Origin of the sequence: Nostoc sp. PCC 7107 (assembly GCF_000316625.1) — a bacterium.
Taxonomy (GTDB): Bacteria; Cyanobacteriota; Cyanobacteriia; order Cyanobacteriales; family Nostocaceae; genus Nostoc_B.
Genome location: NC_019676.1, coordinates 168,476 through 191,827 on the forward strand (window position 1 = coordinate 168,476; position 23,352 = coordinate 191,827).

Here is a 23,352-nt window from a genome sequence, read left to right on the forward strand (position 1 = left end):
CAATGGTAAACAACATTAATATCGGTGTCATCGGCTATGGCTATTGGGGCCCAAATCTGGTAAGAAATTTTGTAGAAATGCCAGGAGTTCAGGTTAGAACCGTTAGCGATTTTAACCCACAACTACTAGCAAAGGTACAAGCTCGGTATCCGACAATTCAAGTTACTAAAGATTGCCGAGATATATTTACAGATCCAAAAATTGACGCTGTAGCGATCGCCACACCAGTTTCAACTCACTTTGAATTAGCTTTAGCAGCCTTGCAAGCTGGTAAACACGTGATGGTAGAAAAACCAATGACAACTACCTCCGAGCAAGCAATGCGGCTGATTGAAGAGGCAGAAAAACGCAACCTAGTGTTAATGGTCGATCACACCTTTGTGTATACGGGTGCTGTCCGCAAAATGCACGATTTGATCGCCACTAATTCACTAGGTGATATTTACTACTACGATTCTGTCCGCGTCAACCTCGGACTGTTTCAGCATGATGTAAATGTCATCTGGGATTTGGCAGTCCACGACCTCTCAATCATGAGCTACCTATTGCCATCTCAGCCTTATGCTGTCTCGGCTACAGGCATCAGCCACGTTCCTGGAGAACCAGAAAATATCGCCTACTTGACCTTATTTTTTGAAAAAAATCTCATTGCTCACATTAATGTGAATTGGTTAGCACCAGTAAAAATCCGTCGCACATTGATTGGTGGTAGTCAACGGATGATTGTTTACGATGACTTAGAACCAAGTGAGAAAGTCAAGATTTACGACAAGGGTATTACACTTAATGGCAACTCCGAAAGCGTGTATCAAATGATGATTGGTTATCGCACAGGGGATATGTACTCACCCAAATTAGATATGACAGAGGCATTGAAAACAGAGGGATTACACTTCATTAATTGTATTGAAAAAGGCGATCGCCCCATTACTGATGGAGAAGCAGGACTACGAGTAGTCAGAATTCTCGAAGCTGCAACCCAGTCTCTCAAGCAGCAAGGCCGATTAATTGAACTGAATATGGCAGAGGTAGCAGCGTGATTCCATTTGTAGACCTAAAAACTCAATACTTAAGTATTAAAGACGAAATTGATACTGCCGTCTTAAAAGTACTTGCAAGTACGCAATTCGTTTTGGGTAATGAAGTTAAAGCCTTTGAAGAAGAGTTTACCGATTACTGCAATGCAGATTATGGCATTGCTGTCAATACAGGTACTAGCGCCCTCCATTTAGCATTACTAGCAGCTGGCATCGGTGCGGGTGACGAAGTGATTACCGTGCCTTTCACCTTCGTTGCGACCACAGCAGCTATTTGCTACACCGGAGCCACCCCCGTTTTCGTAGATATCGATCCTGTTTCCTACACAATCGATGTCACCCAAATTGAAAAAGCGATAACTGAACGCACCAAAGCGATTCTACCCGTGCATTTGTACGGTCAACCAGCAGACATGGAGCCAATTTTGGACATTGCTCGCCGTCATGGTTTAGTCGTTATAGAAGATGCCGCGCAAGCTCACGGGGCTGAGTACAAGGGGCAACGTGTAGGTAGTATTGGTGACGTAGGTTGTTTTAGTTTTTACCCTGGTAAAAACTTAGGTGCTTATGGTGAAGGAGGTATGGCAGTCACCAATAATCCAGAATATGCCCATACTATGGGAATGCTGCGCGACTGGGGTCAAGAACGCAGGTATCACCATGTTTTGAAGGGTTACAACTATCGCATGGATGGCATCCAGGGAGCGATTTTACGGGTGAAATTACGCTACATCGAAGGCTGGACAGAAGCAAGAAGAACACACGCAGCCCACTATGACCAACTTTTGGCAAAATCTGGTGTAGGTATACCTGCTGTAATGCCTTACAGCCGTCATGTTTATCATGTCTACGCAGTGCGATCGCCAGAGCGAGATGCCCTACAACAAAGTCTGCAAGAGATGGAAATTCAAACAGGTATTCATTACCCAATTCCTGTCCATTTACAACCAGCTTATTCAGACTTAGGTTACAAGCCAGGTGATTTTCCGCACTCAGAAGCCGCATCTAGGGAAGTTTTATCGCTACCTATGTATGCAGAACTAAGCAAAGAGTCACAAACTCAGGTTGCCAAAGCCGTAATTAGCTTAACATAACCGATAAATTTGATGTCCAATCCAGGTACAATTAAGACAGTCACAGCTATCCACGGCTTACAAGCAGAAAAGCTAGACCCTGATTTTGAAATTCAACTATCAGAATATTTAAATACTCAATATGAACAAAAATCATTAATCGAATTATACGCACGTTTTGCTACAAGTGACGGCGACTTTGACGCGCTAATGCGGCGAGCTATTTGGCGTGCAGCAGCACGTAAATTCGGACATAACATTCGTATTGGCAATGGTGTAGGTTTTAAACATCTCGAAACCTTTGAGATTGGGAACCAGGTATTTATTGGTTCACAAACCTATATTCAGGGAAGGTTTGATGGTACTTGCATCATTGGTAATCATGTTTGGATTGGACCACAGAGCTACTTTGATGCCCGTTATTTAATTATTGAAGATTATGTGGGATGGGGCCCAGGTGCAAAAGTGCTGGGTTCATCACACACTGGATTGCCGATTGATGTTCCCATCATCCAAACAGACTTAGAAATTAAATCAGTAAAAGTGGAAACAGGAGCCGATATTGGCATGAATGCGGCAATCTTACCTGGGGTAACAATTGGCCGAGGCAGCATTGTTGGCGCTGGTGCAGTCGTAACCAAAGATGTACCACCTTACGCGATCGTCGCTGGTGTCCCTGCTAAGTTTTTACGCTGGCGGGAAGGATATGAACCATCAAAGGAAGAATATGCAAAATAAACGAATTTTAATTACAGGCGGTGCAGGTTTAGTTGGTTCCCATATTGCCGATTTGTTGGTAAATGAAGGAGTCTCTGAAATTATTGTTTTAGATAACTTCACCCGTGGACAGCTGAAAAACCTTGCTTGGGCAAAAGAAAATGGCCCTTTAGTAATCGTAGAAGGCGACATCCGCGATCAAAAACTCCTGGGTGAAGTCATGCAAGGTGTGGATATAGTCTTTCATCAAGCAGCAATTCGCATTACCCAATGTGCCGAAGAACCGCGTTTGGCATTAGAAGTTTTGGCAGATGGCACTTTCAACGTTTTGGAAGCAGCAGTGAAAGCCGGGGTAAAAAAGGTAGTCGCGGCCTCATCAGCCTCGATATACGGCATGGCAGAGGAGTTTCCCACAACTGAATCTCATCACCCTTACAATAACCGCACCATCTACGGAGCGGCAAAGGTCTTTAATGAGGGCTTGTTACGCAGTTTCTATGATATGTATGGGCTGGACTATGTAGCATTACGCTATTTTAACGTCTACGGTCCACGCATGGATATTTACGGTGTATACACGGAAGTATTGATTCGCTGGATGGAGCGCATTGCAACAGGTCAGCCACCACTGATTTTCGGTGATGGCAAACAGACAATGGACTTTGTTTATATTGAAGACATTGCCAGAGCAAATATCTTAGCTGCCAAAGCCGATGTTACGGATGATGTGTTTAATATTGCCAGTCATGTGGAAAGCAGCCTGAACGACCTAGCTTATAGTTTGGCTAAGGTGATGGGTTCAGATTTACAGCCAGAATATGGGCCAGAACGCAAAGTTAACCCCGTGTCCCGGCGATTGGCAGATGTGAGTAAAGCCAAGCAATTGCTGGGTTTTGAGGCGCAGGTATCCTTAGAAGAAGGATTGCGTCGGCTAGTGAGTTGGTGGCGCGAACAGAAATTGGCAAAGGAAGCAAGCAATGTCTGATAAAATCCAATCTATCCCGATCGCTAAACCTTGGTTAGGTGAAGCTGAGGCTGAAGCAGCTAGCCGTGCGATTATGTCTGGGTGGGTAACACAAGGGCCAGAAGTCGCCGCCTTTGAGCAAGAGTTTGCAGCTTACGTAGACGCAAACTCGGCTTGTGCTGTCTCCAATTGCACCACAGCATTGCATTTAGCGCTATTAGCTGTAGGTGTGAAACCTGGGGATGAAGTGATTACCGTCAGCCATTCTTATATTGCCACCGCTAACAGTATTCGCTACTGCGGTGCAATACCAGTGTTTGTGGATATTGAACCACAGACATACAACATCAATCCGATGTTAATTGAGGATGTGATTAGCAAACAGACTCGCGCCATCCTGATCGTCCACCAAATCGGGATGCCTTGCGACCTAAAAGCCATCTTGGATATTGCCCACCGTTACAATTTACCAGTAATTGAAGATGCAGCTTGTGCGATCGGTAGTGAAATCCTCTGGGATGGAAACTGGGAGAAAATTGGCAAACCACATGGGGATATCGCCTGCTTTTCTTTTCACCCCCGCAAAGTCATCACCACTGGCGACGGTGGGATGCTTACTACCAACAACCTCGAATATGACAAACAGTTTCGCCTGTGGCGGCAACATGGGATGAGCGTCCCCGATACTGTACGCCACGGTGCAAAACAGGTGATATTTGAGTCATATCCCATGCTGGGTTACAACTACCGCATGACTGATATTCAAGCAGCAGTCGGGCGAGAACAACTCAAGCGGCTTCCAGAAATTGTGGAACGTCGGCGTTATTTAGCACAAAGATATCAAGAAATACTAGCAGATATACCGGGATTAAAATTACCGAGTCAGCCAAATTGGGCAAAGAGTAACTGGCAGAGTTTTTGTGTCCGGCTAACAGAGAAATATGACCAGGTACAAGTCATGCAGGCAATGCTAGATGCTGGCATTGCCACACGACGCGGGATTATGTGCGCCCACCGCGAAAGTGCTTATCAAAGTGAAGCTTGGTCATGTGGAGTTGAGCCAAAAGCTTGTGAGTGTGAAGTTGGTAAGTGCGATCGCCTGTTTGAAAGTGAGCAAGCACAGGACAATACTGTTCTCTTACCCTTATTTCACCAAATGACTGAGCCAGAACAAAACTATGTAGTAAAAGTGTTAAAAACAGCTTGTGAGAGTTAATTCATCAAGATAATCTTCAGGCGGTTCAACTCATTACTCAGTCGGAGTTTCAAAGAATCAAAACTTTATTGGCTTAAATTCCTGAAAACCTTCTTACTACACAATTACTTTACTTGATTATACCAATTACCTTTGAAGAAACTCTGAACATCGGTTCCTTAATTTTAATAACTCAAATTTATCGAAATTCTGTCTATCACATCTTATGAATACTCTTTTTTCCAATCAAGTTCCCAGTATTACTAATTTCACGGAGCCAGGAAATACCTACGAATTAGGTATGAAATTCCGTAGTGCCAGAACTGGTAACATTACCAAAATCCGCTTTTGGAAAGCCCCTAGTGAAACGGGTACTCATGTTGGCAAACTGTGGACAGCTACAGGGCAACTCTTAACCAGTGTCACCTTTACGAACGAAACAGCTTCTGGTTGGCAGGAGCAAACATTAGATCAACCAATTCTTATTCAAGATAATACCACCTACGTAGTTTCCGTTAACATCAATAGCCACTACGTCGCCACCTATGATGAACTAGCTACTTCCATTGTTAATGGCGACCTCTCCTCCGTTGCCGATGATAACAATGGGGTATTTAATAGTACGCCTGGTGCCTTTCCCAGTAATTCCTATCGCAATACTAACTACTACCGAGATGTCGACTTTGTTTATGTCCCACAACCAACAATTACCAAGATTAGCGGCAATAATCAGAGTGGTTTAGCTGGCAGCACCTTACCCAATCCCTTAATTGTTGAAGTCAGAGATGCTGCTGGTAATGTCCAACCTAATGCCCCAGTTACATTTAGTGTTATCAGTGGTGGAGGCTCAGTCTCTCCCGCTAGTGGAGTTACCAATGCTAATGGCCAATTTATTACCAATTTCACCCTGGGAGCCACTGCTGGTGCCACACTATCCATAACTAACACCGTCACAGCCACCGCCAATGGTATAGGTAGCGTGACCTTCTTTGCAAATGCTAATCCGTCAGGCAACACACAAGTAGTTTTGACAAACCAGGTTCCTAGCATTGCGAATAATATTGATAACAATGGCACTTCCTACGAATTAGGGATGAAATTCCGCAGTGCTAGAAGTGGACAAGTTACACTCCTACGCTTCTGGAAAGCTCCTAGTGAAACAGGGACTCATGTTGGTAAGCTCTGGACAGCCACAGGAACACTTTTAGCCAGTGTCACCTTTACGAACGAAACAGCTTCTGGCTGGCAAGAGCAGTTACTAGATACGCCAATTAATATTCAAGCCAACACGACCTACGTAGTTTCTGTGAACGTTAATAGCCACTACGCTATCACTTATGATGAACTAGCTACTTCCATCATCAATGGCGACGTTAGCTCTGTGGCCGATGGGAACAATGGACTATACAATGTCAATGTCCATTCTTTCCCACAAAATTCCTACCGCAATAGTAACTATTATCGAGATATTGGCTTTGTCGTTGGTAGTAACTTATTGAAAGTGAGTGGAGATAATCAAACTGGTACTACAGGTAATGCTTTACCCGATCCTCTAGTTGTGAAAGTTATCAATGCTCAAAACAGTCCCCAAGCTGGAGTTACAGTCAACTTCAGTGTCACTATGGGGGGAGGGTCAGTTTCCCCGACAAGTACAGTTACCAATGCCAGCGGTGAAGCCAGTACAACCTTGACATTGGGAGCAGTTCCTGCGGGTTTAGGAGGAGTAGTAGTTACAGCGATCGCCCCTGGTATTGGTAGTGAAACCTTTTTAGCAGCAGCGGCTCCCAGTGAACCCAATCCTATTTATTTAGAAAACCTCAATGCTGGTACGAATAGCTGGAAGATGACCAACCGTGCCAGTGGCGAGATTGCCGGTTATGCTTCAGCAACCAGCGTCAACAAAGGTGAAACTCTAGATATCAAAGTTTCGCTGGCACAAGCTGGTCAATTTGCCATTGATGTCTACCGTTTGGGCTATTATGGCGGTGCAGGAGGCAGACTGATGGCCAGTAGTGGTTCACTACAAGGCACTACTCAACCCGCCTGTACTTTAGACCCAGATACTCGTTTGATTGAGTGTAACTGGACAACTTCCTATGCCCTACAGGTAAATAATAACTGGGTAAGCGGTCTTTACATCGCCAAACTCACCGACCACAGCACTGGCAAACAAGCTCATGTGTGGTTTGTAGTGCGTGATGATGGCAGCGAAGCGGATATTATTTTCCAAAGTGCAGTCTCTACTGTACTGGCATACAGTACAATGGGAGGCTACAGCCTATACAACTATAACAGTATTGGTGGACAAAGGGCTTACAAAGTTTCCTATGACCGACCCTACTCCCAAGCCAGTTATCAGGAATCTTACGAAGCTGACACACCTTTGCGATGGGAATACAACATGGTGCGGTGGTTGGAATCGCAAGCCTACGATATCACCTACACAGACAATATGCAGGTACACTCTAACGGACAAAAATTACTAAATCATAAAGTATACCTGTCTGTCGGTCATGATGAGTACTGGTCAAAAGAGATGTTTGATCATGTCAAAGCGGCTCGTGATGCAGGAATTAATTTGGGATTCTTCTCTGCTAACACCTGCTATTGGCGAGTCAGATTTGAAAATTCTACCCCTGCGGCTGGACAAGTTAGGCCAAATAGAGTCATGACTTGTTATAAACAGGATTGGGCATTAGATCCGATTGCCCAGCAACAAGGAATATCAGCCGCTACTAATAAATTTCGGAGTTTCCAGAACCAACAGCCAGAAAATTCCTTATTAGGAGTGATGTATGGTAGTGACACACCTAATATTTACGGTGGTAGTAATTTTGTTGTCACTAACAGCAACGATCCATACTATGCAAACACAGGACTACAAAATGGGCAACAGTTATTTTTGTTAGTGGGTTATGAATGGGATTTTGTAGTGAATAATGGTTCTACCCCACCAGGACTGGTGATTTTATCTGAATCACCAGTCTCACCTTCAGCTTTATTACCCACCTTTGATGAGCCACCTGGAGAACCAGGTCTGCCTGCTAATCAAGATTACACCAAATCTAACTCAGCTCGCTATACCGCAGCTAGTGGGGCAAAAGTCTTTGCTTCCGGCACAATTCAATGGGCATGGGGGCTAGATAGTGAAGATGTTACACCAGCGCGGGCAGATAGTCGCGTTAAGCAAATGACTGTCAACATTCTTGCAGATATGGAAGCCAGACCCCAGAAACCAGATGCAAACATCATCATTCCATAAACCATCTCAAAATCGCTAGTAACATCACTACGTTATCAATCGTTTGATTCAAAGATAGGAAAGACAGATTCTTTCCTATCTTTATTTTGGCTATTAATGGATATTATGTTGGATTTTGGTAATATCAAGTAGAGTATTTTATGCGTAAACTGAAACTTATCTATTTACAGAAAAAGCAACACTAACAGCTAATTACTAACATGTCCTACATATAATTGATATTTTTGTAAAAATTAAATCATACGTCTATATTAATTCTCATTAATACAGCGGATAAGTTCGATGATGTAGATTTTAAATCTACCTTACCAATAAGGATATTATGCAGAATAATTTTAAGCCAAAATTGGTATTTTTTCGTTATAAAGATGATGAGAATTTACCCAACTTTTTGATATTACACAAACAACAACATATCCAGTGTTTATCTGAATTTTTTGAAGTAACTGTAATTAATGAGAATTGTGATTATCAACAAATTTGTGACCAGTACCAGCCAGATATCACTCTTTTTGAAAGTGGGGTAAATTATCGACGATGCTACAGATTAGAAATTACGAATACTCATATTTATCCAGAAATACCCAAACTAGGTTTTCATAATGGGGACTCTTGGTGTGAAGCTCGTGCTGGCTTTATCTCTGATATGGAAAGTTGGGGAATAGAAACCTTCTTTTCTATTGCTACAACTACCCCTGAACATACGCCAGAAATTGCTGGCAATACTTTTGTTTGGCCTAACTTTATTGATCCGCAAATTTATCAAGACTATGGGCAAGACAAGATTATCCCAGTTATGTTTACTGGTGGAATTAATCAACTTTATCCTTGGCGGCAGAGGATTCATAAGCTAATTTCCCAGAATTATCCCTCATTAATTTGCCCACATCTAGGATATCATCAGCGTGCTGCTTTCAAGATGTTGGAAGGTGAGCAATATGCCCGTACAATTAATTCTGCTTGGTTTGTGCCAACCTGTGGTTCCATAGAAAAAGAAATAATCCGTAAACATTTAGAAATACCAGGTTCTAAATCCTGTTTAATTACTGAAAAAACTTCTGTTTTGGAGTCTGCTGGCTTTGTTGATATGCAAAATTGCGTGTTTGCAGATGAAGATAATGTATTAGACAAGCTAGATTACCTATTTAATAATTTAGATAAATTATCAGAAATTATCGATGCAGGATACCAGCTTGTTCACACTCACCATACATTCAAACAACGGGATCAAATCTATCAATGGTTTAATCTCCAAAAACATCTTCAATCTCATCAGAAAATTATTCAAACAAGCCCTTTTGGTTTACTTTCTATTGTCGAAAAATTATCTGGAATGCAAAGTTCCCACATCATTGGTAATGGATTAATTCTGGAAATCCTTCGCCAAGGAGATCAGAAATTACGCGCTGGTGAATATGCAGAGGCAGAAAGTGCATATCTAAAATGTGTCAATCATATATATTGGATGCCTGAGCCAAAACTACGATTAGCAATATGTCACCTTTATCAAGGAGACGCTAAGACAGCATATCATTGGATTACTCAACCAATTAAATATACTTTAGAAGAGTATAAAGCCCTAGATCCTGATCCCATAGAATGGGCATATTTGATTATTACTTTACTGTGTCAAGGTGAACTCAATCAGGCGGTTGCGCGTGTTAATGAATTTACATTGCTGATTCATCCTGAGTTAGACCGCATCCGTTGGGTAGTCAACCTGCTTAACAATCCCGGTAGTAAAGTAAATCCATTAAATATTTCTACAGAAAAATGCCGTTTGAGTGTACATCAATTACCTGAGCGCAGCTTAGATGACTGGTTGGTTCAACTTTGTAAGATGCTACAAGCTTGCGGACAGTCGCATTTAGTAAATACCTTAACTCATAATCTCGATTTAAAACTGCCTTTCCTAGCACCACAAAAATCTGTAAATTATCCCTTATACATATCATGGTTAAAGCAGAATTTAAATTTGAGTGCCAGAATATTGGCAAGAACAAAAAAATCGAGTTTTTCTCACAAGGAAAATCTTCTATATAAAAGAGTTAAATCTAAATTAAATAGAGAAATTGAAAAATTTATCATCCAACCCTTAAATAATTGGGAATCTCAGGTAGGATACTTTTTACCTTACAATCTTTCTAGTATGAGACATGATGAGTTATGTCAGGAAATTCACAATATTAGTCAAGAAAATATCCAAACAGTTTTAGTTATTGGAGCAGGCAATGGGCAGTTAGCAACGGAAGCATTACTCGCTCATTTGCATTCTAAGTTAGACAAGATAAATGTGGTTTGTCTTAATACTGCCACAGAAAACTTCCAGAAATTACAAAAACGATATAGGCATAGTAAATCCGTAGTTTTTTATACTCTAAACCTCAATTGTTCTGAAAAATTTTCTGTGATAGATTGCATCAAATACAAGGAAGAAAAAGTATCTTTTGATCTAGTATTAATTGATGCCAATAATCTTCAAACTGATTTTGATATCAATGAGGTTTATGGAGCAAATTATTTAATAATTAATAATGTCAATCAGAGGTTTAATTATAATAAATACCAAGCATTAATTGCTGACATTAATTATATTACCGTGTCACAAAATCTTTATCTCCGTAAAGGATATGCTCTTTTTAAGAGAAGGTAGAGTTTGATTGCATGATAAAATACACTATTAAAATGACAAAGTAGATAATTTATAATCTCACAATAATCAATATGAGTATTAGTATTGTTTGTACAATAGATGAGAAATATGCACAGCATTGTGCTGTGATGTTATCTTCATTATTTAGCAATAATCCCCAGCAGGATTTTAATGTTCATATCATTACTGATAGCATTTCTTCTAGAGAAATGGAAAAGTTAAAACTTTTTTTGGACAAAAATAAAAAAAGTTTTGAGTTTATCTCTATAAGTAAAGATACTTTTAGGAACGCACCAGTAACTCATCATGTTTCGATAGCTACTTACTTTAGGTTGTGTATACCGGAAGTATTGCCGCCAAATATTAATCGCGTTTTGTTTATTGACTCTGATATAGTCATTCGTAAACCAATTACTCCTTTGTTAAATATTAATATTGATAATTTTAGTCACGCAGCTGCGATCGCATCTGGTATGGATGATTATCCACCAACAATTGGACTACCCCAAGATTCTCTATACTTCAATGCTGGATTAATACTGATTAATCTGGAAGCTTGGCGCAGACTCAAAGTTTTTGAGAGGGGTTGTGAGCTAATTCGTCAACAACCTGATATGTTACAATGGTGGGATCAAGATGTCTTGAATATTTTATTACACGGTTCTTGGTTGCCCATAGATTTAACCTGGAATTCCCAACCTTTTATTTATGATGAAGAAGGGTTAATTAGCTCAAATTATCGGGCTAAATATGAAAAATTTGATTATTTAACAGCCCAAATCGATCCAGCCATAGTTCACTTTGTAGGAGGAGGGATTGCCAAACCTTGGTACTATGGTTGTCAACATCCTTTTAAAGATGAATATCTCAAGTACTTAGCAACTACACCTTGGAAAAATACGCAACTTCTCGACAAACCTAATTATCTATCTAAAGTTACTGCTGACCTACGATTTCGTCTAGGTTTAGGAAGTAAAATTCGTAATTTACTTGCACCACTCACAGGAAGAGTTAGCTAGAAAATCGTGCTTAAAGGTTTATTACATCGCCAAGAAAAGTTAGCAGTGATCTGGCGAAGATGGAAATTTCAGTTATTGGGCGTTGAATTACACTCTTCTTGTTGGATAAATAAGCAAGTTAAAGTAGCTTTAGGTGTTGCTAGAAATTTTCCTGGAAAAATTTGTTTATTGCCAAATGTCAAATTAGAACAAGGAGTAATTCTAGAAGCATGGGGAGGAAATATCATAATCAAGGATAATGTTTTCATTGGGCCTTATACTGTGATATACGGTCATGGAGGTGTAACTATTGGGCAAGATTCCCTAATTGCTATGCACTGCCGCATTCTTTCCTCTAATCATACAATTCCTGCTCACTCAAAACAAATTCGTTCACAGCCTGATATTTTGCTAACAACAACTATAGGTAAAGATGTTTGGTTAGGTGCAGGAGTTACCGTTTTAGGCGGAGTTACAATTGGTGATGGTTGTGTGGTTGGTGCTGGTGCTGTTGTGACTAAAGATTTACCTCCTTATTCCATTGCTGTAGGTGTTCCAGCAAAAGTTATCAAGACACGAATATGAATCCTATAATTTCAGTCATTATTCCTACTCATAATCCTAATTTAATTCGACTACAAAGAACTTTAGATGGACTGCGATCGCAGTCTTTACCCTACAGTGATTGGCAATTACTAATTATTGATAATGCTTCTAGCAACCCAGATCTATTTGCTAATTTAGACATATCTTGGCATCCTCATACTCAAATTATTCGTGAAGAACGTTTAGGATTGACAAGAGCAAGAATTGCTGGTATTCAAGCCAGTCAAGGAAAATATATAGTCTTTGTTGATGATGATAATGTCCTCTGTACTAATTATCTTCAAGACACTATCAACATTTTTCACGCCTATCCCAATTTAGGAGCAATAGGCGGAAAATCTCTGCCAGAATTTGAAGCAGATCCCGAACCTTGGGTAAAACAATTTTGGGGTTGTCTCGCATTGCGGGATTTAGGGGATGAGATGAAAATTTACGCTTATGACAAAGACTTAAATAGTGAGAAACAATACCCTGAATTTGCACCCATTGGTGCAGGAATGGCCTTGCAACAACAACCCGCACAATTGTATGTCAATAGTATCTTAAACGACAGTCTGCGATTAGGTTTAGACCGTACTGGTAAGAGTTTACAGTCTGGTGGTGATTGTGACATTAATCTAACTTTGCTTGATGCTGGCTGGGCTGTTGGTTATTTTCCCCAACTACAACTTACCCATCTAATTTCGATTAATCGTTTAACAAAAGATTATCTGGCACGACTCAATTATTCTTCTTCTCGTTCTTGGGTGAAAGTATTAGATGCTCACAATATTCGTCCTTGGGAAAAAATTGCTAGTTGGAGTGTTTATTTGAGGAAAGCGAAGGCTTTCGTTAGCTGTCAGCCTTGGAGAAGTCCAGCGAATTATGTGCAGTGGCAAGGTGCTTGTGGGCTGTTTGAAGGTTTAGCAATGTTGAAATAGTAATTTAAATAATATTTATATGACTGCCAATCAGCAACTACGCCTGTTAGCTAAAAAATGGGGACTGGGTGCGATCGCATACAAATTATACTATGCTCCCAAGGAATTTTTAGAAAAAATATCCCGTCAGGGAAGTATCAATATAGGTATTGACTACTGGTCACGCCTCCAGATGGAAGCTGCTGCTGATAAACTGCCTACAATTGCAGTTCAAACATCAGCACCATCTTTAGATATTTATTTTTTGAGTGGCCACAAATTTTGGTATCAAACCTGTTTTTGTGCCTACTCAATGCAACAACATACAAATCTAATATTGCGTCCAATTATTTATGATGATGGTTCTTTAGATCAGCAATATCAAAACAAGATTAAGCGAATTTTTCATCACGCTAAAATTATTCTGCTGTCGGAAGTTGAAGAACGCCTAGAGCAATATTTACCTCAAAGCAAATTTCCCTATTTGAGAGAACGCCGCCTGAATTATCCTAACCTGAAGAAACTAACTGATATTCACATTGGTTCTCAAGGCTGGAAATTAGTACTTGACTCCGATATGTTGTTCTTTCATAAACCAGATTTTCTAATGGAATGGCTCACATCTCCTGAGAAATCATGCCACATGGTAGATGTAGAAACATCCTATGGTTATTCTCAGTCTTTTATGTCTTCTCTAGCCCAAGCAGAAATTCCAGAGCGATTGAATGTAGGAATTTGTGGTTTAAAAAGTGAAGATGTCGACTGGGAAAAACTGGAGTATTGGTGCAAAACCATGATTGAGCAACAAGGTACTCACTATTACCAGGAACAGGCTCTGATAGCGATGCTAATGTCTAGCAAACCTTGTGCTGTTGCTCCTGCTACAGATTACATTGTTCTGCCCAATAAAGCAGAAGTTATGCAGCCTAAAGCGGTTTTACATCACTATGTATCAGACTCTAAGTCCTGGTATTTCCGCTATGCCTGGAAACACATTTTCACCAATACATAAACTGATTAAATAAAATCTAATTTATTCATGATTAATTATGAGTAAACAACCTTTAGTTTCCATCCTCATACCTGCTTTTAATGTAGAAGCATGGTTAGTAGAAACCCTAGAATCTGCTTTGGCTCAAACCTGGCAAAATACAGAAATCATTATTGTAAATGATGGTTCAACAGATAACACTCTGGCAATAGCTAAGAGTTTTGCCTCTTCTAAAGTTAAAGTCATCAGTCAAGAAAATAGGGGACAAAGCGCATCTGAAAATCGTGCCTTCCAAGAAGCTCAAGGAGATTTTATTGAGTATTTAGATGCAGATGACTTATTAGCCGTAGATAAAATTGAGCGTCAAATTCAGCTTTTGGGTAATAGCAGTTCTGAATTTGTCGCGTCAGGAGAATGGGCGAGATTTTATAAATCTCCTGATGAAGCTTTGTTTATTCCCCAACCTCTGTGGACAGATATGTCACCAGTTGACTGGTTAGTTTGTGCTTGGGAAAATCATCTCATGATGCACGGAGCAGCTTGGCTAATTCCCCGCCCAATTGCTGAACGAGCAGGAAATTGGGACGAAAGGTTATCTTTGATTAATGATTTTGACTACTTCAGCCGCATATTACTAAATAGCCAAGGTGTCAAATTTTGTCAGGGTGCTAAAACTTACTACAGATCCGGTGATACTAATAGCCTCAGTGGTTCAAAATCTCGTCGCGCTTGGGAATCGGCTTTTTTAGCTTTGGAACTGGGTACAAGCAATCTTTTAGCTAGAGAAGATATTCCCAAAACACGTCATGCTTGTGCAACTGTTTTTCAACGCTTCATTTATGAAGTTTACCCTGATGTAACAGACCTCCTACAAAAAGCAGAGGAAAAAGTTCAACAATTAGGTGGTTCTGATTTGCAAGCATCAGGAGGCCCGATGTTTCAAATACTTACCTCTTGTTTAGGCTGGCAACAAGCTAAAAAATTACAAAGATTTGTCTATCAATACGGATATGCCAAAGCTGCTGTGGGTTGGAAACTTTCCAGGTTACGTGAAAGAAGCTTATATCTGTTAAAAGAGAGCAAAATTCAGTAAATGCAATGGCTAAAATACTAATCCTAATTGGCGGACATCTTTGTACAGCGCCTCGCCCTCAAAAAGAAGCAGAAGCTTTAGCAAATGCAGGTCATGATGTTACAGTAGGTGGTTTTTGGTTTGATCCAGGGTTGGTAGAGCGCGATCGCCTAATTATGGTAAACAAAAAATGGCGATTTGCACCAATTATTGACTTTCAACCCAGCCAAAAATTCAACAACTTGGTGGTTCGTCTCCAAGGACGTTTAGCTAGAGAAAAATTCCAACGTTTTGGGAGCTTTTCGCCGGAATTGCTGGGCTACGGAGCAAAAGCTATGCTCAAAGTTGCTCTGAAAACCCGTGCAGATTTAACAATAATTCACTCGGAAGCAGGACTTTGGGTAGGGAATCAACTTCTAAATAGAGGTTTCAGGGTTGGTGTAGATTTTGAAGACTGGTTTTCTGAAGACTTGTTACCAGAAGCTCAGATCGTCCGTCCTATTACACAGCTAAAACGTCTAGAAAGTCGACTAGCAAAGGAATGTAGCTATTGCTTGACAACATCCCATGCCTTAGCAGAGGCTTTAGCTAAAGCTTACAACGCACCTAAACCCGCAGTAATTTATAACGTTTTTCCTTGGGAAGAGCGATCGCAAATCGATCACCAAAAACGTGACCGACAGAACCCTAACATACCATCTGTACATTGGTTTTCCCAAACCATTGGGCCAGGAAGAGGTTTAGAAACTTTATTCCAAGCCTTACCACAAATCACAATTCCTTTAGAAATTCATTTAAGGGGTACTTATCCAGAAAGTTCTCGCCAATGGTTAGAAAAATTAATACCAGATGAATGGTGCGATCGCTTATTCATTCATCCCACAGTTGCTAACAGTGAGTTACTCTCCCGCATCGCTGAACATGATATTGGTTTAGCGTTGGAGTGTAATCATATTACTAGTCGGAATCTTACAGTCACAAATAAACTTTTTCAATACCTACAAGCAGGTTTAGCAGTTATCGCTAGTGATACTATTGGTCAACAAGAAATTTTTACTGAATTTCCTCACATTGGACAATTAATTCCTAGTGAATCTCCTAAAGCACTTGTCCAAGCATTAGAAGATTTATTGAGTACCCCAGAAAAGTTAGCCAAGGCAAAATTATCTGCATTACAAGCAACACAAAAAAAGCTGAATTTTGAGTATCAAATTGAGCAAATTTTGCATATAGCTTCCAAAGCAATGAATCTTACAAATACTCAAATATATGTTTAATATAGCGATTTCTGGTCAAGTGAGGTACAGAACTAATGTTTTTGAACGCAGAGTCAAGCGCAAAGTTGAGGCAGAGAGAAGTTGCCAGGAGGGAAACCCTCCTGGCAAACTTCGGTGGGGTTGCCTAATATTATTAGCAATGTATTTAGTACTTCAGCAGATTAGGAAAAGCTATATACGTTTAACTAACAGAAATAATTCATTCGTATTTTTAAAAATAAAACTGTAATCTTTTAAGAGAAATCTAAATTATAGAAATGCGTATTTTATTAACTGCTGATCCAGAACTACCAGTACCACCGAAACTTTATGGTGGCATTGAACGTATTGTTGATTTGCTAGTTACTGGACTGGAAAGTCGAGGTCACACTGTCGGACTAGTTGCTCATTCCGAGTCTACTTCTAAAGCTAGTCAATTTTTTCCTTGGTGGGGAAAACAATCTCAAAACAAATTAGATGCTTTAAAAAATACAAAAGTACTGTGGTCTGCTGTACAGCAATTTCAACCAGATATTTTGCATAGTTTTTCTCGCATCTTTTATCTGTTACCTCTGCTGAACTCTAACTTACCCAAAATAATGTCTTATCAACGTAACCCCAGCCTACGCACTACAAATTGGGGAGCGAAACTAGCTAAAGGTTCTCTTACTTTTACTGGTTGTAGTGATTATATTTGTGGTATTGGGCAGAAAGCTGGCGGAGTTTGGTACACAGTTCACAACTGCGTAGAACTAGAGAAATATACTTTCCAATCTACTGTCAAACCAGATGCTCCCTTAGTTTTTCTCAGTCGCATTGAAAGTATCAAAGGAGCGCATCAAGCGATCACCGCAGCTCGTCAAGCCAGAAAGCCTCTAATTATAGCTGGTAATCAAGTCAGTTCCCAAGAAGGTAAAAATTACTGGGAACAGGAAATAGCTCCCTACATAGGAAAAGATGGAATTGAATATATTGGCCCAGTCAACGATGAACAGAAAAATGAATTACTTGGTCAAGCCGCAGCTATGATTGTTCCTATTCAATGGGATGAACCCTTTGGCATTGTCTTTGCAGAAGCCTTAGCCTGTGGTACACCAGTTATTTCCTGTCCTCGCGGAGCTTTACCAGAAATTGTACGTCAGGGTATAGATGGTTATCTAGTGAATAATCTGGAGGAAACTGTTGCTGCGATCGCCAACATATCTAAAATTAATCGTGAGCATTGCCGTCAGCGTGTTGAACAGTGCTTTGCCGCTAATGTAATTGTTGGTAAGTATGAACATCTTTACCATAGCCTCATATCTTCCCATCATCTAGATTTAGAGCCAATTAGGTCAATAGTTTCCTAAACATATAAATTGGAAGTTTTTGTAGCAAAAATCCTTGAAGAATATAATTTTGAGAGTCTTTAGCCTTGGTTAATCGAGTCTTAATTGTCAGTCCACACTTTCCCCCAATCAATGCCCCTGATCACCAAAGAGTAAGAATGTCTTTGCCTTATTTGGCAGAATTTGGTTGGCAATCTCACATTCTCACAGTGCAACCAGATGCTGTTGAAGGGGTTAAAGATCCATTGTTGGAAAAAACAATTCCCGCACACATCCCAGTCACACATACAGGAGCATTATCCATCCAACAAACTCGAAAATTTGGCTTAGGTAGTCTAGGTTTGCGGAGTTTTCCTCAGCTACTTCAGGTAGGAAGTCGCCTTCTACAGCAGCAGAAGTTTGATTTGGTATATTTTTCTACCACTATATTTACATCAATGGTGCTGGGAGCAATTTGGTATCGGCGTTTTGGTATTCCTTACGTCCTAGACTTCCAAGATCCCTGGCTAAGTGATTACTATCAAAAGTCCAATACTGCAAGACCGCCAGGCGGTCGTTTTAAGTATGAGTTTTCGCAACTGCAAGCGAAATTACTGGAACCTATTGCTTTAAAATCCGTCAGTCACGTGATTAGTGTCTCACCTGCTTATCCGCAAATCCTCCAACAGCGATATCCTCACTTGCGCCCAGAACAATTTACAGTTCTACCCTTTGGTGCGCCAGAGTCAGATTTTGCATCGCTTCCTGGACTTGAGGTACAGCAGAAAATATTTAATCCTCATGATGGCAAACGCCACTGGGTTTACGTAGGTCGAGGGGGTGATGATATGGCATTGGCATTGCAAGCCTTATTTTTGAGTATACAGTGCGATCGCCGTCAAAATCCTCAAGTATGGCAGTCTATTAGGCTACACTTTGTTGGTACAAGCTATGCACCTAAAGAACTAGCCATTAAAACGGTAGAACCCGTTGCCCAAGAATTTGGAGTTGCCGACTTAGTAACTGAACACCCTGAACGTATTCCTTACTTTGAAGCTCTAAAAATCCTCACAGATAGTGATGCTATTTTATTAATTGGTTCCAATGACTCTACTTATACTGCATCTAAACTTTACCCTTGTGTTCTAGCCCGCAAACCCATACTGGCAGTTTTCCATCGTCAGAGTTCTGTGGTAGATATTCTCCAAAAATGTCAAGCTGGCGAGTATGTAACTTTTAACTCTGACAGCCAACCGGAAGATTTATTAGTCGAGATGACTACTGCGGTTCAGAAATTGCTGTCCTTACCGAACAGATATATACCAAAAACTAACTGGTCAGCCTTTAAACCTTATACAGCAAAAGAAATGACCAAGAAGCAATGCCAGATTTTTGATCAGTGTCTTGCCAGTTAAAGCCAATCACTATGAATGAGCCATCCCTTAGCAATTATAATTCTTTAGCTTTACTACCAGCTGTTGAAAGATATCAACGGCGACAGTTGCTCAAAGTATTTTGGATGATGGCTATAGGATTATTGCTATTTGAATTACAGGCAGAAACTGATTCTATACTGTCAAAGTTTGCATCTATGATCATTACTTTAGCAGCACTATGGCCAAGTTATATTTGGTGTTCTGGTCGTGCATTTGGAATGCCAATTTTTCCTTTATTTGCTCTTACATATACTTGGACTTATGGTTTACCTCTAGTAGCGAATCATCCTTTAGTTATAATTTATTCTCCTGAAAATCATCTATTTGCTGGTATAACAACTGCTGGATTTTTAATTATAAGTACTTCAGTTTGGTTGAAATCGGTAAAATCTCCTCCATCTTTGCCTAAACATTATCGGGCTTTAAATGGTAAAAAAGGAAATTTATTTTTTTTATCAATCATGACACTAGCCGTTTTATTCAATTTGTCTAAAAACGGAGGGTGGCTGATATTAGATGGAGGTATCTTTGCCGCTGTTCGTGGTGCTGTTTTAGGGCTAACTGTCCTCGCAAGTTTTGTACTTACCTATCAGTTAGGTAATCGTACTTTACCAAAAATTCAATCACAATTATTTTTTATTTTGCTAATTGCTTACATGGTAACAGATGCAATTAGCTTAGTAGTGGTAGGTGCAGCATCTACATTCATGGTATCGACAGCAGCATTTATTATTGGGCGAAAGAAAGTTCCAATTATAGCTATTTTAGTAGTTACTATTTCTTTATCTGTTCTGCACCAAGGCAAAGATGAAATGCGTCACAAATATTGGTTTCAAACAGATACACCCACTCTTGTCCAACCTTGGCAATATTTCGATTGGTACAGTGAATGGATTGGTTACAGTCTAGAGAAAATGAGAGCAAAAGATGATATTCATAAATCATCAGAATCGGAAGAAAAATCATCTTTTGTAGAACGTTCTAGTGTAATTCAGATGCTGCTTTTAACCCAGACTAAAAGCCCAGAACCTATTCCTTATTTGTATGGAGAAAGTTATGCAATCATACCACAACTATTAATTCCTCGTTTTCTGAATGCTAATAAAATTCGCAGTCATGAAGGCACTTTCATTTTGAGCATTCATTATGGGTTACAAAGGCGTGAAGATACATTAGGCACAACTATTGGTTGGGGTTTACTGGCTGAGGCTTATGCAAATTTTGGACTTTTAGGGTGTGTAGGGCTGGGAGTAGTTTTGGGAAATTGGTACGGAAAAATTACTCGTTGGTCTATGAATGCACCAATTCTTTCAGCACAGTCACTATTTTCTGTTCTATTGCTGGCATTTTCGTTTCAAACAGAGTTTAGTGCTGGAGTCTACGTTTCTGCTTTATTCCAATCGGGTATGGTACTGGTGGGGATTGTGGTAGTCTTGATGCAGAATCAAAAGATACCGAGATTTCCCGCTCATCACTAATAACAGACAAGTGCAGCTAGAGCATGAAAAAACTGGCGATTGTTGTTTCTCACCCAATTCAATATTATTCTCCTTGGTTTAAATATCTCAGCAACACAGCAGATTTAGCTGTAAAAGTTTTTTATTTGTGGGATTTTGGTGTTACCAAGCAAGTCGATTTTGGTTTTCAGCAAGAAATTAAATGGGATATCCCTTTACTAAATGGATATGACTATGAATTTGTACCAAATATCAGTTCTCAGCCTGGTACGCATAATTTTTGGGGTTTACAAAATCCCTCTTTAATTTCACGAATTCAAAACTTCCATCCCGAAGCTGTACTGCTAATGATTTATAACTATGCTAGTATCTATCGTCTATTGTGGGATTGGAATCAGCGTCAAACTCCATTGTTATTTCGAGGTGATTCCCATCGATTACTGGCATCTAAGGGCGTAAAAGCTTTAGTTAAGCGAGAATTTATTACACAAATTTATCGTCGATTTGCGGCTTGTCTATATGTCGGTAAAGCTAACTATGACTACTTCCGCTATCATCAAGTCGCTGAAAAGCAGTTGTTTTTTTCTCCCCATACAGTAGATAATGAGCGATTTGTGGCTCAAACTGATACAGTTAATCACCAAGTACAAACCTGGAAACAAGAATTAAGTATCCCCCCAGACCATGCAGTAATTCTCTTTGCAGGTAAACTGGAAGATAAAAAACGTCCTTTGGATTTGCTCAAAGCTTTCTTATCAGTAAATATTCCTCAGACATCTTTGTTATTTGTCGGTGCTGGCCCTTTAGAAGCAGAACTAAAAAATACAGCAGCAGGACACCCAAATATTTATTTTGCTCCTTTTCAAAATCAAACATTAATGCCTCGTACTTATGCGGCGGCTGATTTATTTGTTTTACCAAGTTACGGTGCTGGAGAAACTTGGGGACTGGCTATTAATGAAGCAATGTGTTTAGGTCGTCCTGTAATTGTCAGTGATCATGTTGGTTGTTCTCAAGACTTAGTTCATAATGAACATAATGGTTTAATTTTTCGGGCTGGTGATATATCTGCATTAGCTCATAGCCTGCAAGCAGCGTTATCAGATCGGGAACGTTTACAAAAGTGGGGAGAAAATAGCCGAAAAATTGTAGGAAATTACACTTACGCTCAGGCAACTCAAGGATTGATACAAGCACTCGAATATGTCAAACTCTGATAAATCAATGAATATACATCTTTGGTTGCCTCAGTTGTTTAGTTTTAATGGTGGTATCCAAATATACTCTGCTTTTTTATTTCAAGCTTTACAAAACCTTTTTCCTGACAGTCGCTACGAAGTTTTTCTTAAACATGATGTTGAGACTTCATCTAGTATTACCTATTTACCTCAAACTCAATTTCATTTTGCTGGTGGTTTACCAACGAAATTCCGTACACCATTATTTGCAGCCCAACTGGTTGGCAATGGTTTGATTAAAAAACCGGATTTAGTTTTGGCGACTCACTTAAATTTTGCTGTGGCTTCCTTGATACTTAAGCGGTTAGTTGGTATTCCTTACTGGGTAGTTGCTCATGGTATAGAAGCGTGGAATATTCAAAACAGGGCTGTGAAGACAGCTTTAATGGAGGCTGATTTAATTTTAGCTGTCAGCAGTTACACACGCGATCGCCTGCTGAAAGAACAAAACCTCGATCCCCAAAAAGTTATTATTCTACCCAACACTTTTGATACTCATCGTTTTCAACCTGCGCCTAAATCCGACTATTTATTAGCAAAACATAATCTGCAACCAACACAGCCAGTTATATTAACTGTAGCCAGATTATCAGCTGGTGAACAATACAAAGGTCACGACCAAGTTTTACAAGCACTTCCTCAAATTCGTCAGTCAATTCCTGATGTTCATTATGTGATTGTTGGTCAAGGAAGTGATAGACCCAGAATTGAGCAACTCATAGCCCAGCTAAAATTACAAGATTGTGTCACTTTAGCTGGATTTGTGCCTGATCAGCAGCTATGTGATTACTATAACCTCTGCGATGTTTTCGCTATGCCAAGCAAGGGTGAAGGCTTTGGAATTGTGTATTTAGAAGCATTAGCTTGTGGTAAGGCTGTTTTAGGAGGTAATCAAGACGGTGCTATAGATGCTCTGTGTCATGGTAAATTAGGGGCGCTGGTCAATCCAGATGATGTAGAGGCGATCGCACAAACGCTTACAGAAATCCTGATGAAAAAATATTCAAATACTTTGATTTATCAACCAGACTCTCTCAGAAGTTTAGTCATTGATACCTTTGGATTTGAAAAGTTTCAATTGACTCTCCATCAATTTTTTCAAAAATCACCTCTACTGTCAAACATTGCTAATTTTTAATCCTGATTTATTAAACAATAAATTATATTTTCCGTCTAATTAATAACAAATAT

18 protein-coding genes are annotated in these 23,352 nt (G+C 39.9%); all 18 read left to right on the plus strand.

Annotation, left to right across the window (positions count from 1 at the left end; all coding sequences use genetic code 11):
* Positions 1-2 precede the first annotated feature (2 nt).
* The gene (locus NOS7107_RS00710) at positions 3-1,040 is read left to right on the plus strand and encodes a Gfo/Idh/MocA family protein (protein ID WP_015111071.1); all 1,038 of its coding nucleotides are present in this window, start codon (positions 3-5) and stop codon (positions 1,038-1,040) included.
* Complete coding sequence (locus tag NOS7107_RS00715; protein WP_015111072.1) at positions 1,037-2,131, plus strand: DegT/DnrJ/EryC1/StrS aminotransferase family protein; 1,095 nt, start codon at positions 1,037-1,039, stop codon at positions 2,129-2,131. Before NOS7107_RS00710 ends, NOS7107_RS00715 begins: the two co-directional genes overlap by 4 nt.
* Positions 2,132-2,143: 12 nt before the next feature.
* Positions 2,144-2,848, plus strand: coding sequence for a DapH/DapD/GlmU-related protein (locus NOS7107_RS00720; protein ID WP_015111073.1), 705 nt, complete (start codon positions 2,144-2,146; stop codon positions 2,846-2,848).
* Positions 2,838-3,812, plus strand: a complete 975-nt coding sequence (locus NOS7107_RS00725; RefSeq protein ID WP_015111074.1) for an NAD-dependent epimerase/dehydratase family protein — start codon at positions 2,838-2,840, stop codon at positions 3,810-3,812. Before NOS7107_RS00720 ends, NOS7107_RS00725 begins: the two co-directional genes overlap by 11 nt.
* A complete protein-coding gene (locus NOS7107_RS00730; RefSeq protein ID WP_015111075.1) occupies positions 3,805-5,007 on the plus strand; it encodes a DegT/DnrJ/EryC1/StrS aminotransferase family protein in 1,203 nt (400 codons plus the stop codon). The genes NOS7107_RS00725 and NOS7107_RS00730 overlap by 8 nt, the downstream gene beginning before the upstream one ends.
* 205 nt (positions 5,008-5,212) lie before the next feature.
* Entirely contained in the window at positions 5,213-8,248 is a 3,036-nt protein-coding gene (locus tag NOS7107_RS00735; protein WP_015111076.1) for a N,N-dimethylformamidase beta subunit family domain-containing protein, read from the plus strand.
* 322 nt (positions 8,249-8,570) lie between these two features.
* On the plus strand, positions 8,571-10,901 hold the full coding sequence (locus NOS7107_RS00740; RefSeq protein ID WP_015111077.1) for a glycosyltransferase: 2,331 nt from the start codon (positions 8,571-8,573) through the stop codon (positions 10,899-10,901).
* 71 nt (positions 10,902-10,972) lie between these two features.
* A complete protein-coding gene (locus tag NOS7107_RS00745) occupies positions 10,973-11,920 on the plus strand; it encodes a glycosyltransferase family 8 protein (RefSeq protein ID WP_015111078.1) in 948 nt (315 codons plus the stop codon).
* Between the two features lie 6 nt (positions 11,921-11,926).
* Positions 11,927-12,484, plus strand: a complete 558-nt coding sequence (locus tag NOS7107_RS29620; protein WP_015111079.1) for a DapH/DapD/GlmU-related protein — start codon at positions 11,927-11,929, stop codon at positions 12,482-12,484.
* Positions 12,481-13,425, plus strand: a complete 945-nt coding sequence (locus NOS7107_RS00755; protein WP_015111080.1) for a glycosyltransferase — start codon at positions 12,481-12,483, stop codon at positions 13,423-13,425. The genes NOS7107_RS29620 and NOS7107_RS00755 overlap by 4 nt, the downstream gene beginning before the upstream one ends.
* Positions 13,426-13,444: 19 nt before the next feature.
* Entirely contained in the window at positions 13,445-14,416 is a 972-nt protein-coding gene (locus NOS7107_RS00760; protein WP_015111081.1) for a hypothetical protein, read from the plus strand.
* Between the two features lie 37 nt (positions 14,417-14,453).
* Positions 14,454-15,488: a glycosyltransferase family 2 protein gene (locus NOS7107_RS00765; protein WP_015111082.1), complete on the plus strand. Its 1,035-nt coding sequence runs from the start codon at positions 14,454-14,456 to the stop codon at positions 15,486-15,488.
* A 5-nt stretch (positions 15,489-15,493) separates the two neighbouring features.
* Positions 15,494-16,744 carry a glycosyltransferase gene (locus tag NOS7107_RS00770; RefSeq protein WP_015111083.1) on the plus strand — a complete coding sequence of 417 codons (1,251 nt, stop codon included), beginning with the start codon at positions 15,494-15,496 and terminating at the stop codon, positions 16,742-16,744.
* A gap of 257 nt (positions 16,745-17,001) precedes the next feature.
* Positions 17,002-18,072 carry a glycosyltransferase gene (locus tag NOS7107_RS00780; protein ID WP_015111084.1) on the plus strand — a complete coding sequence of 357 codons (1,071 nt, stop codon included), beginning with the start codon at positions 17,002-17,004 and terminating at the stop codon, positions 18,070-18,072.
* 137 nt (positions 18,073-18,209) lie between these two features.
* The gene (locus tag NOS7107_RS00785; protein WP_015111085.1) at positions 18,210-19,445 is read left to right on the plus strand and encodes a glycosyltransferase; all 1,236 of its coding nucleotides are present in this window, start codon (positions 18,210-18,212) and stop codon (positions 19,443-19,445) included.
* 11 nt (positions 19,446-19,456) lie between these two features.
* Complete coding sequence (gene wzy, locus NOS7107_RS00790) at positions 19,457-20,944, plus strand: O-antigen polysaccharide polymerase Wzy (protein WP_015111086.1); 1,488 nt, start codon at positions 19,457-19,459, stop codon at positions 20,942-20,944.
* Positions 20,945-20,967: 23 nt separating this feature from the next.
* Positions 20,968-22,140, plus strand: a complete 1,173-nt coding sequence (locus tag NOS7107_RS00795) for a glycosyltransferase family 4 protein (protein WP_015111087.1) — start codon at positions 20,968-20,970, stop codon at positions 22,138-22,140.
* A gap of 7 nt (positions 22,141-22,147) precedes the next feature.
* Positions 22,148-23,299 carry a glycosyltransferase gene (locus NOS7107_RS00800; RefSeq protein WP_015111088.1) on the plus strand — a complete coding sequence of 384 codons (1,152 nt, stop codon included), beginning with the start codon at positions 22,148-22,150 and terminating at the stop codon, positions 23,297-23,299.
* Positions 23,300-23,352: the final 53 nt, after the last annotated feature.

Excerpts from the sequence above, each read along its gene's own strand:
- NOS7107_RS00800 (WP_015111088.1), top strand. The coding sequence starts at position 22,148 with ATGAATATACATCTTTGGTTGCCTCAGTTGTTTAGTTTTAATGGTGGT.
- NOS7107_RS00730 (WP_015111075.1), top strand. The coding sequence starts at position 3,805 with ATGTCTGATAAAATCCAATCTATCCCGATCGCTAAACCTTGGTTAGGT.
- NOS7107_RS00765 (WP_015111082.1), top strand. The coding sequence starts at position 14,454 with ATGAGTAAACAACCTTTAGTTTCCATCCTCATACCTGCTTTTAATGTA.
- NOS7107_RS00740 (WP_015111077.1), top strand. The coding sequence starts at position 8,571 with ATGCAGAATAATTTTAAGCCAAAATTGGTATTTTTTCGTTATAAAGAT.
- NOS7107_RS00720 (WP_015111073.1), top strand. The coding sequence starts at position 2,144 with ATGTCCAATCCAGGTACAATTAAGACAGTCACAGCTATCCACGGCTTA.
- NOS7107_RS00795 (WP_015111087.1), top strand. The coding sequence starts at position 20,968 with ATGAAAAAACTGGCGATTGTTGTTTCTCACCCAATTCAATATTATTCT.
- NOS7107_RS00760 (WP_015111081.1), top strand. The coding sequence starts at position 13,445 with ATGACTGCCAATCAGCAACTACGCCTGTTAGCTAAAAAATGGGGACTG.
- NOS7107_RS00735 (WP_015111076.1), top strand. The coding sequence starts at position 5,213 with ATGAATACTCTTTTTTCCAATCAAGTTCCCAGTATTACTAATTTCACG.
- NOS7107_RS00780 (WP_015111084.1), top strand. The coding sequence starts at position 17,002 with ATGCGTATTTTATTAACTGCTGATCCAGAACTACCAGTACCACCGAAA.
- NOS7107_RS00725 (WP_015111074.1), top strand. The coding sequence starts at position 2,838 with ATGCAAAATAAACGAATTTTAATTACAGGCGGTGCAGGTTTAGTTGGT.
- NOS7107_RS00710 (WP_015111071.1), top strand. The coding sequence starts at position 3 with ATGGTAAACAACATTAATATCGGTGTCATCGGCTATGGCTATTGGGGC.
- wzy (WP_015111086.1), top strand. The coding sequence starts at position 19,457 with ATGAATGAGCCATCCCTTAGCAATTATAATTCTTTAGCTTTACTACCA.
- NOS7107_RS00755 (WP_015111080.1), top strand. The coding sequence starts at position 12,481 with ATGAATCCTATAATTTCAGTCATTATTCCTACTCATAATCCTAATTTA.
- NOS7107_RS00770 (WP_015111083.1), top strand. The coding sequence starts at position 15,494 with ATGGCTAAAATACTAATCCTAATTGGCGGACATCTTTGTACAGCGCCT.
- NOS7107_RS00785 (WP_015111085.1), top strand. The coding sequence starts at position 18,210 with ATGTCTTTGCCTTATTTGGCAGAATTTGGTTGGCAATCTCACATTCTC.
- NOS7107_RS00745 (WP_015111078.1), top strand. The coding sequence starts at position 10,973 with ATGAGTATTAGTATTGTTTGTACAATAGATGAGAAATATGCACAGCAT.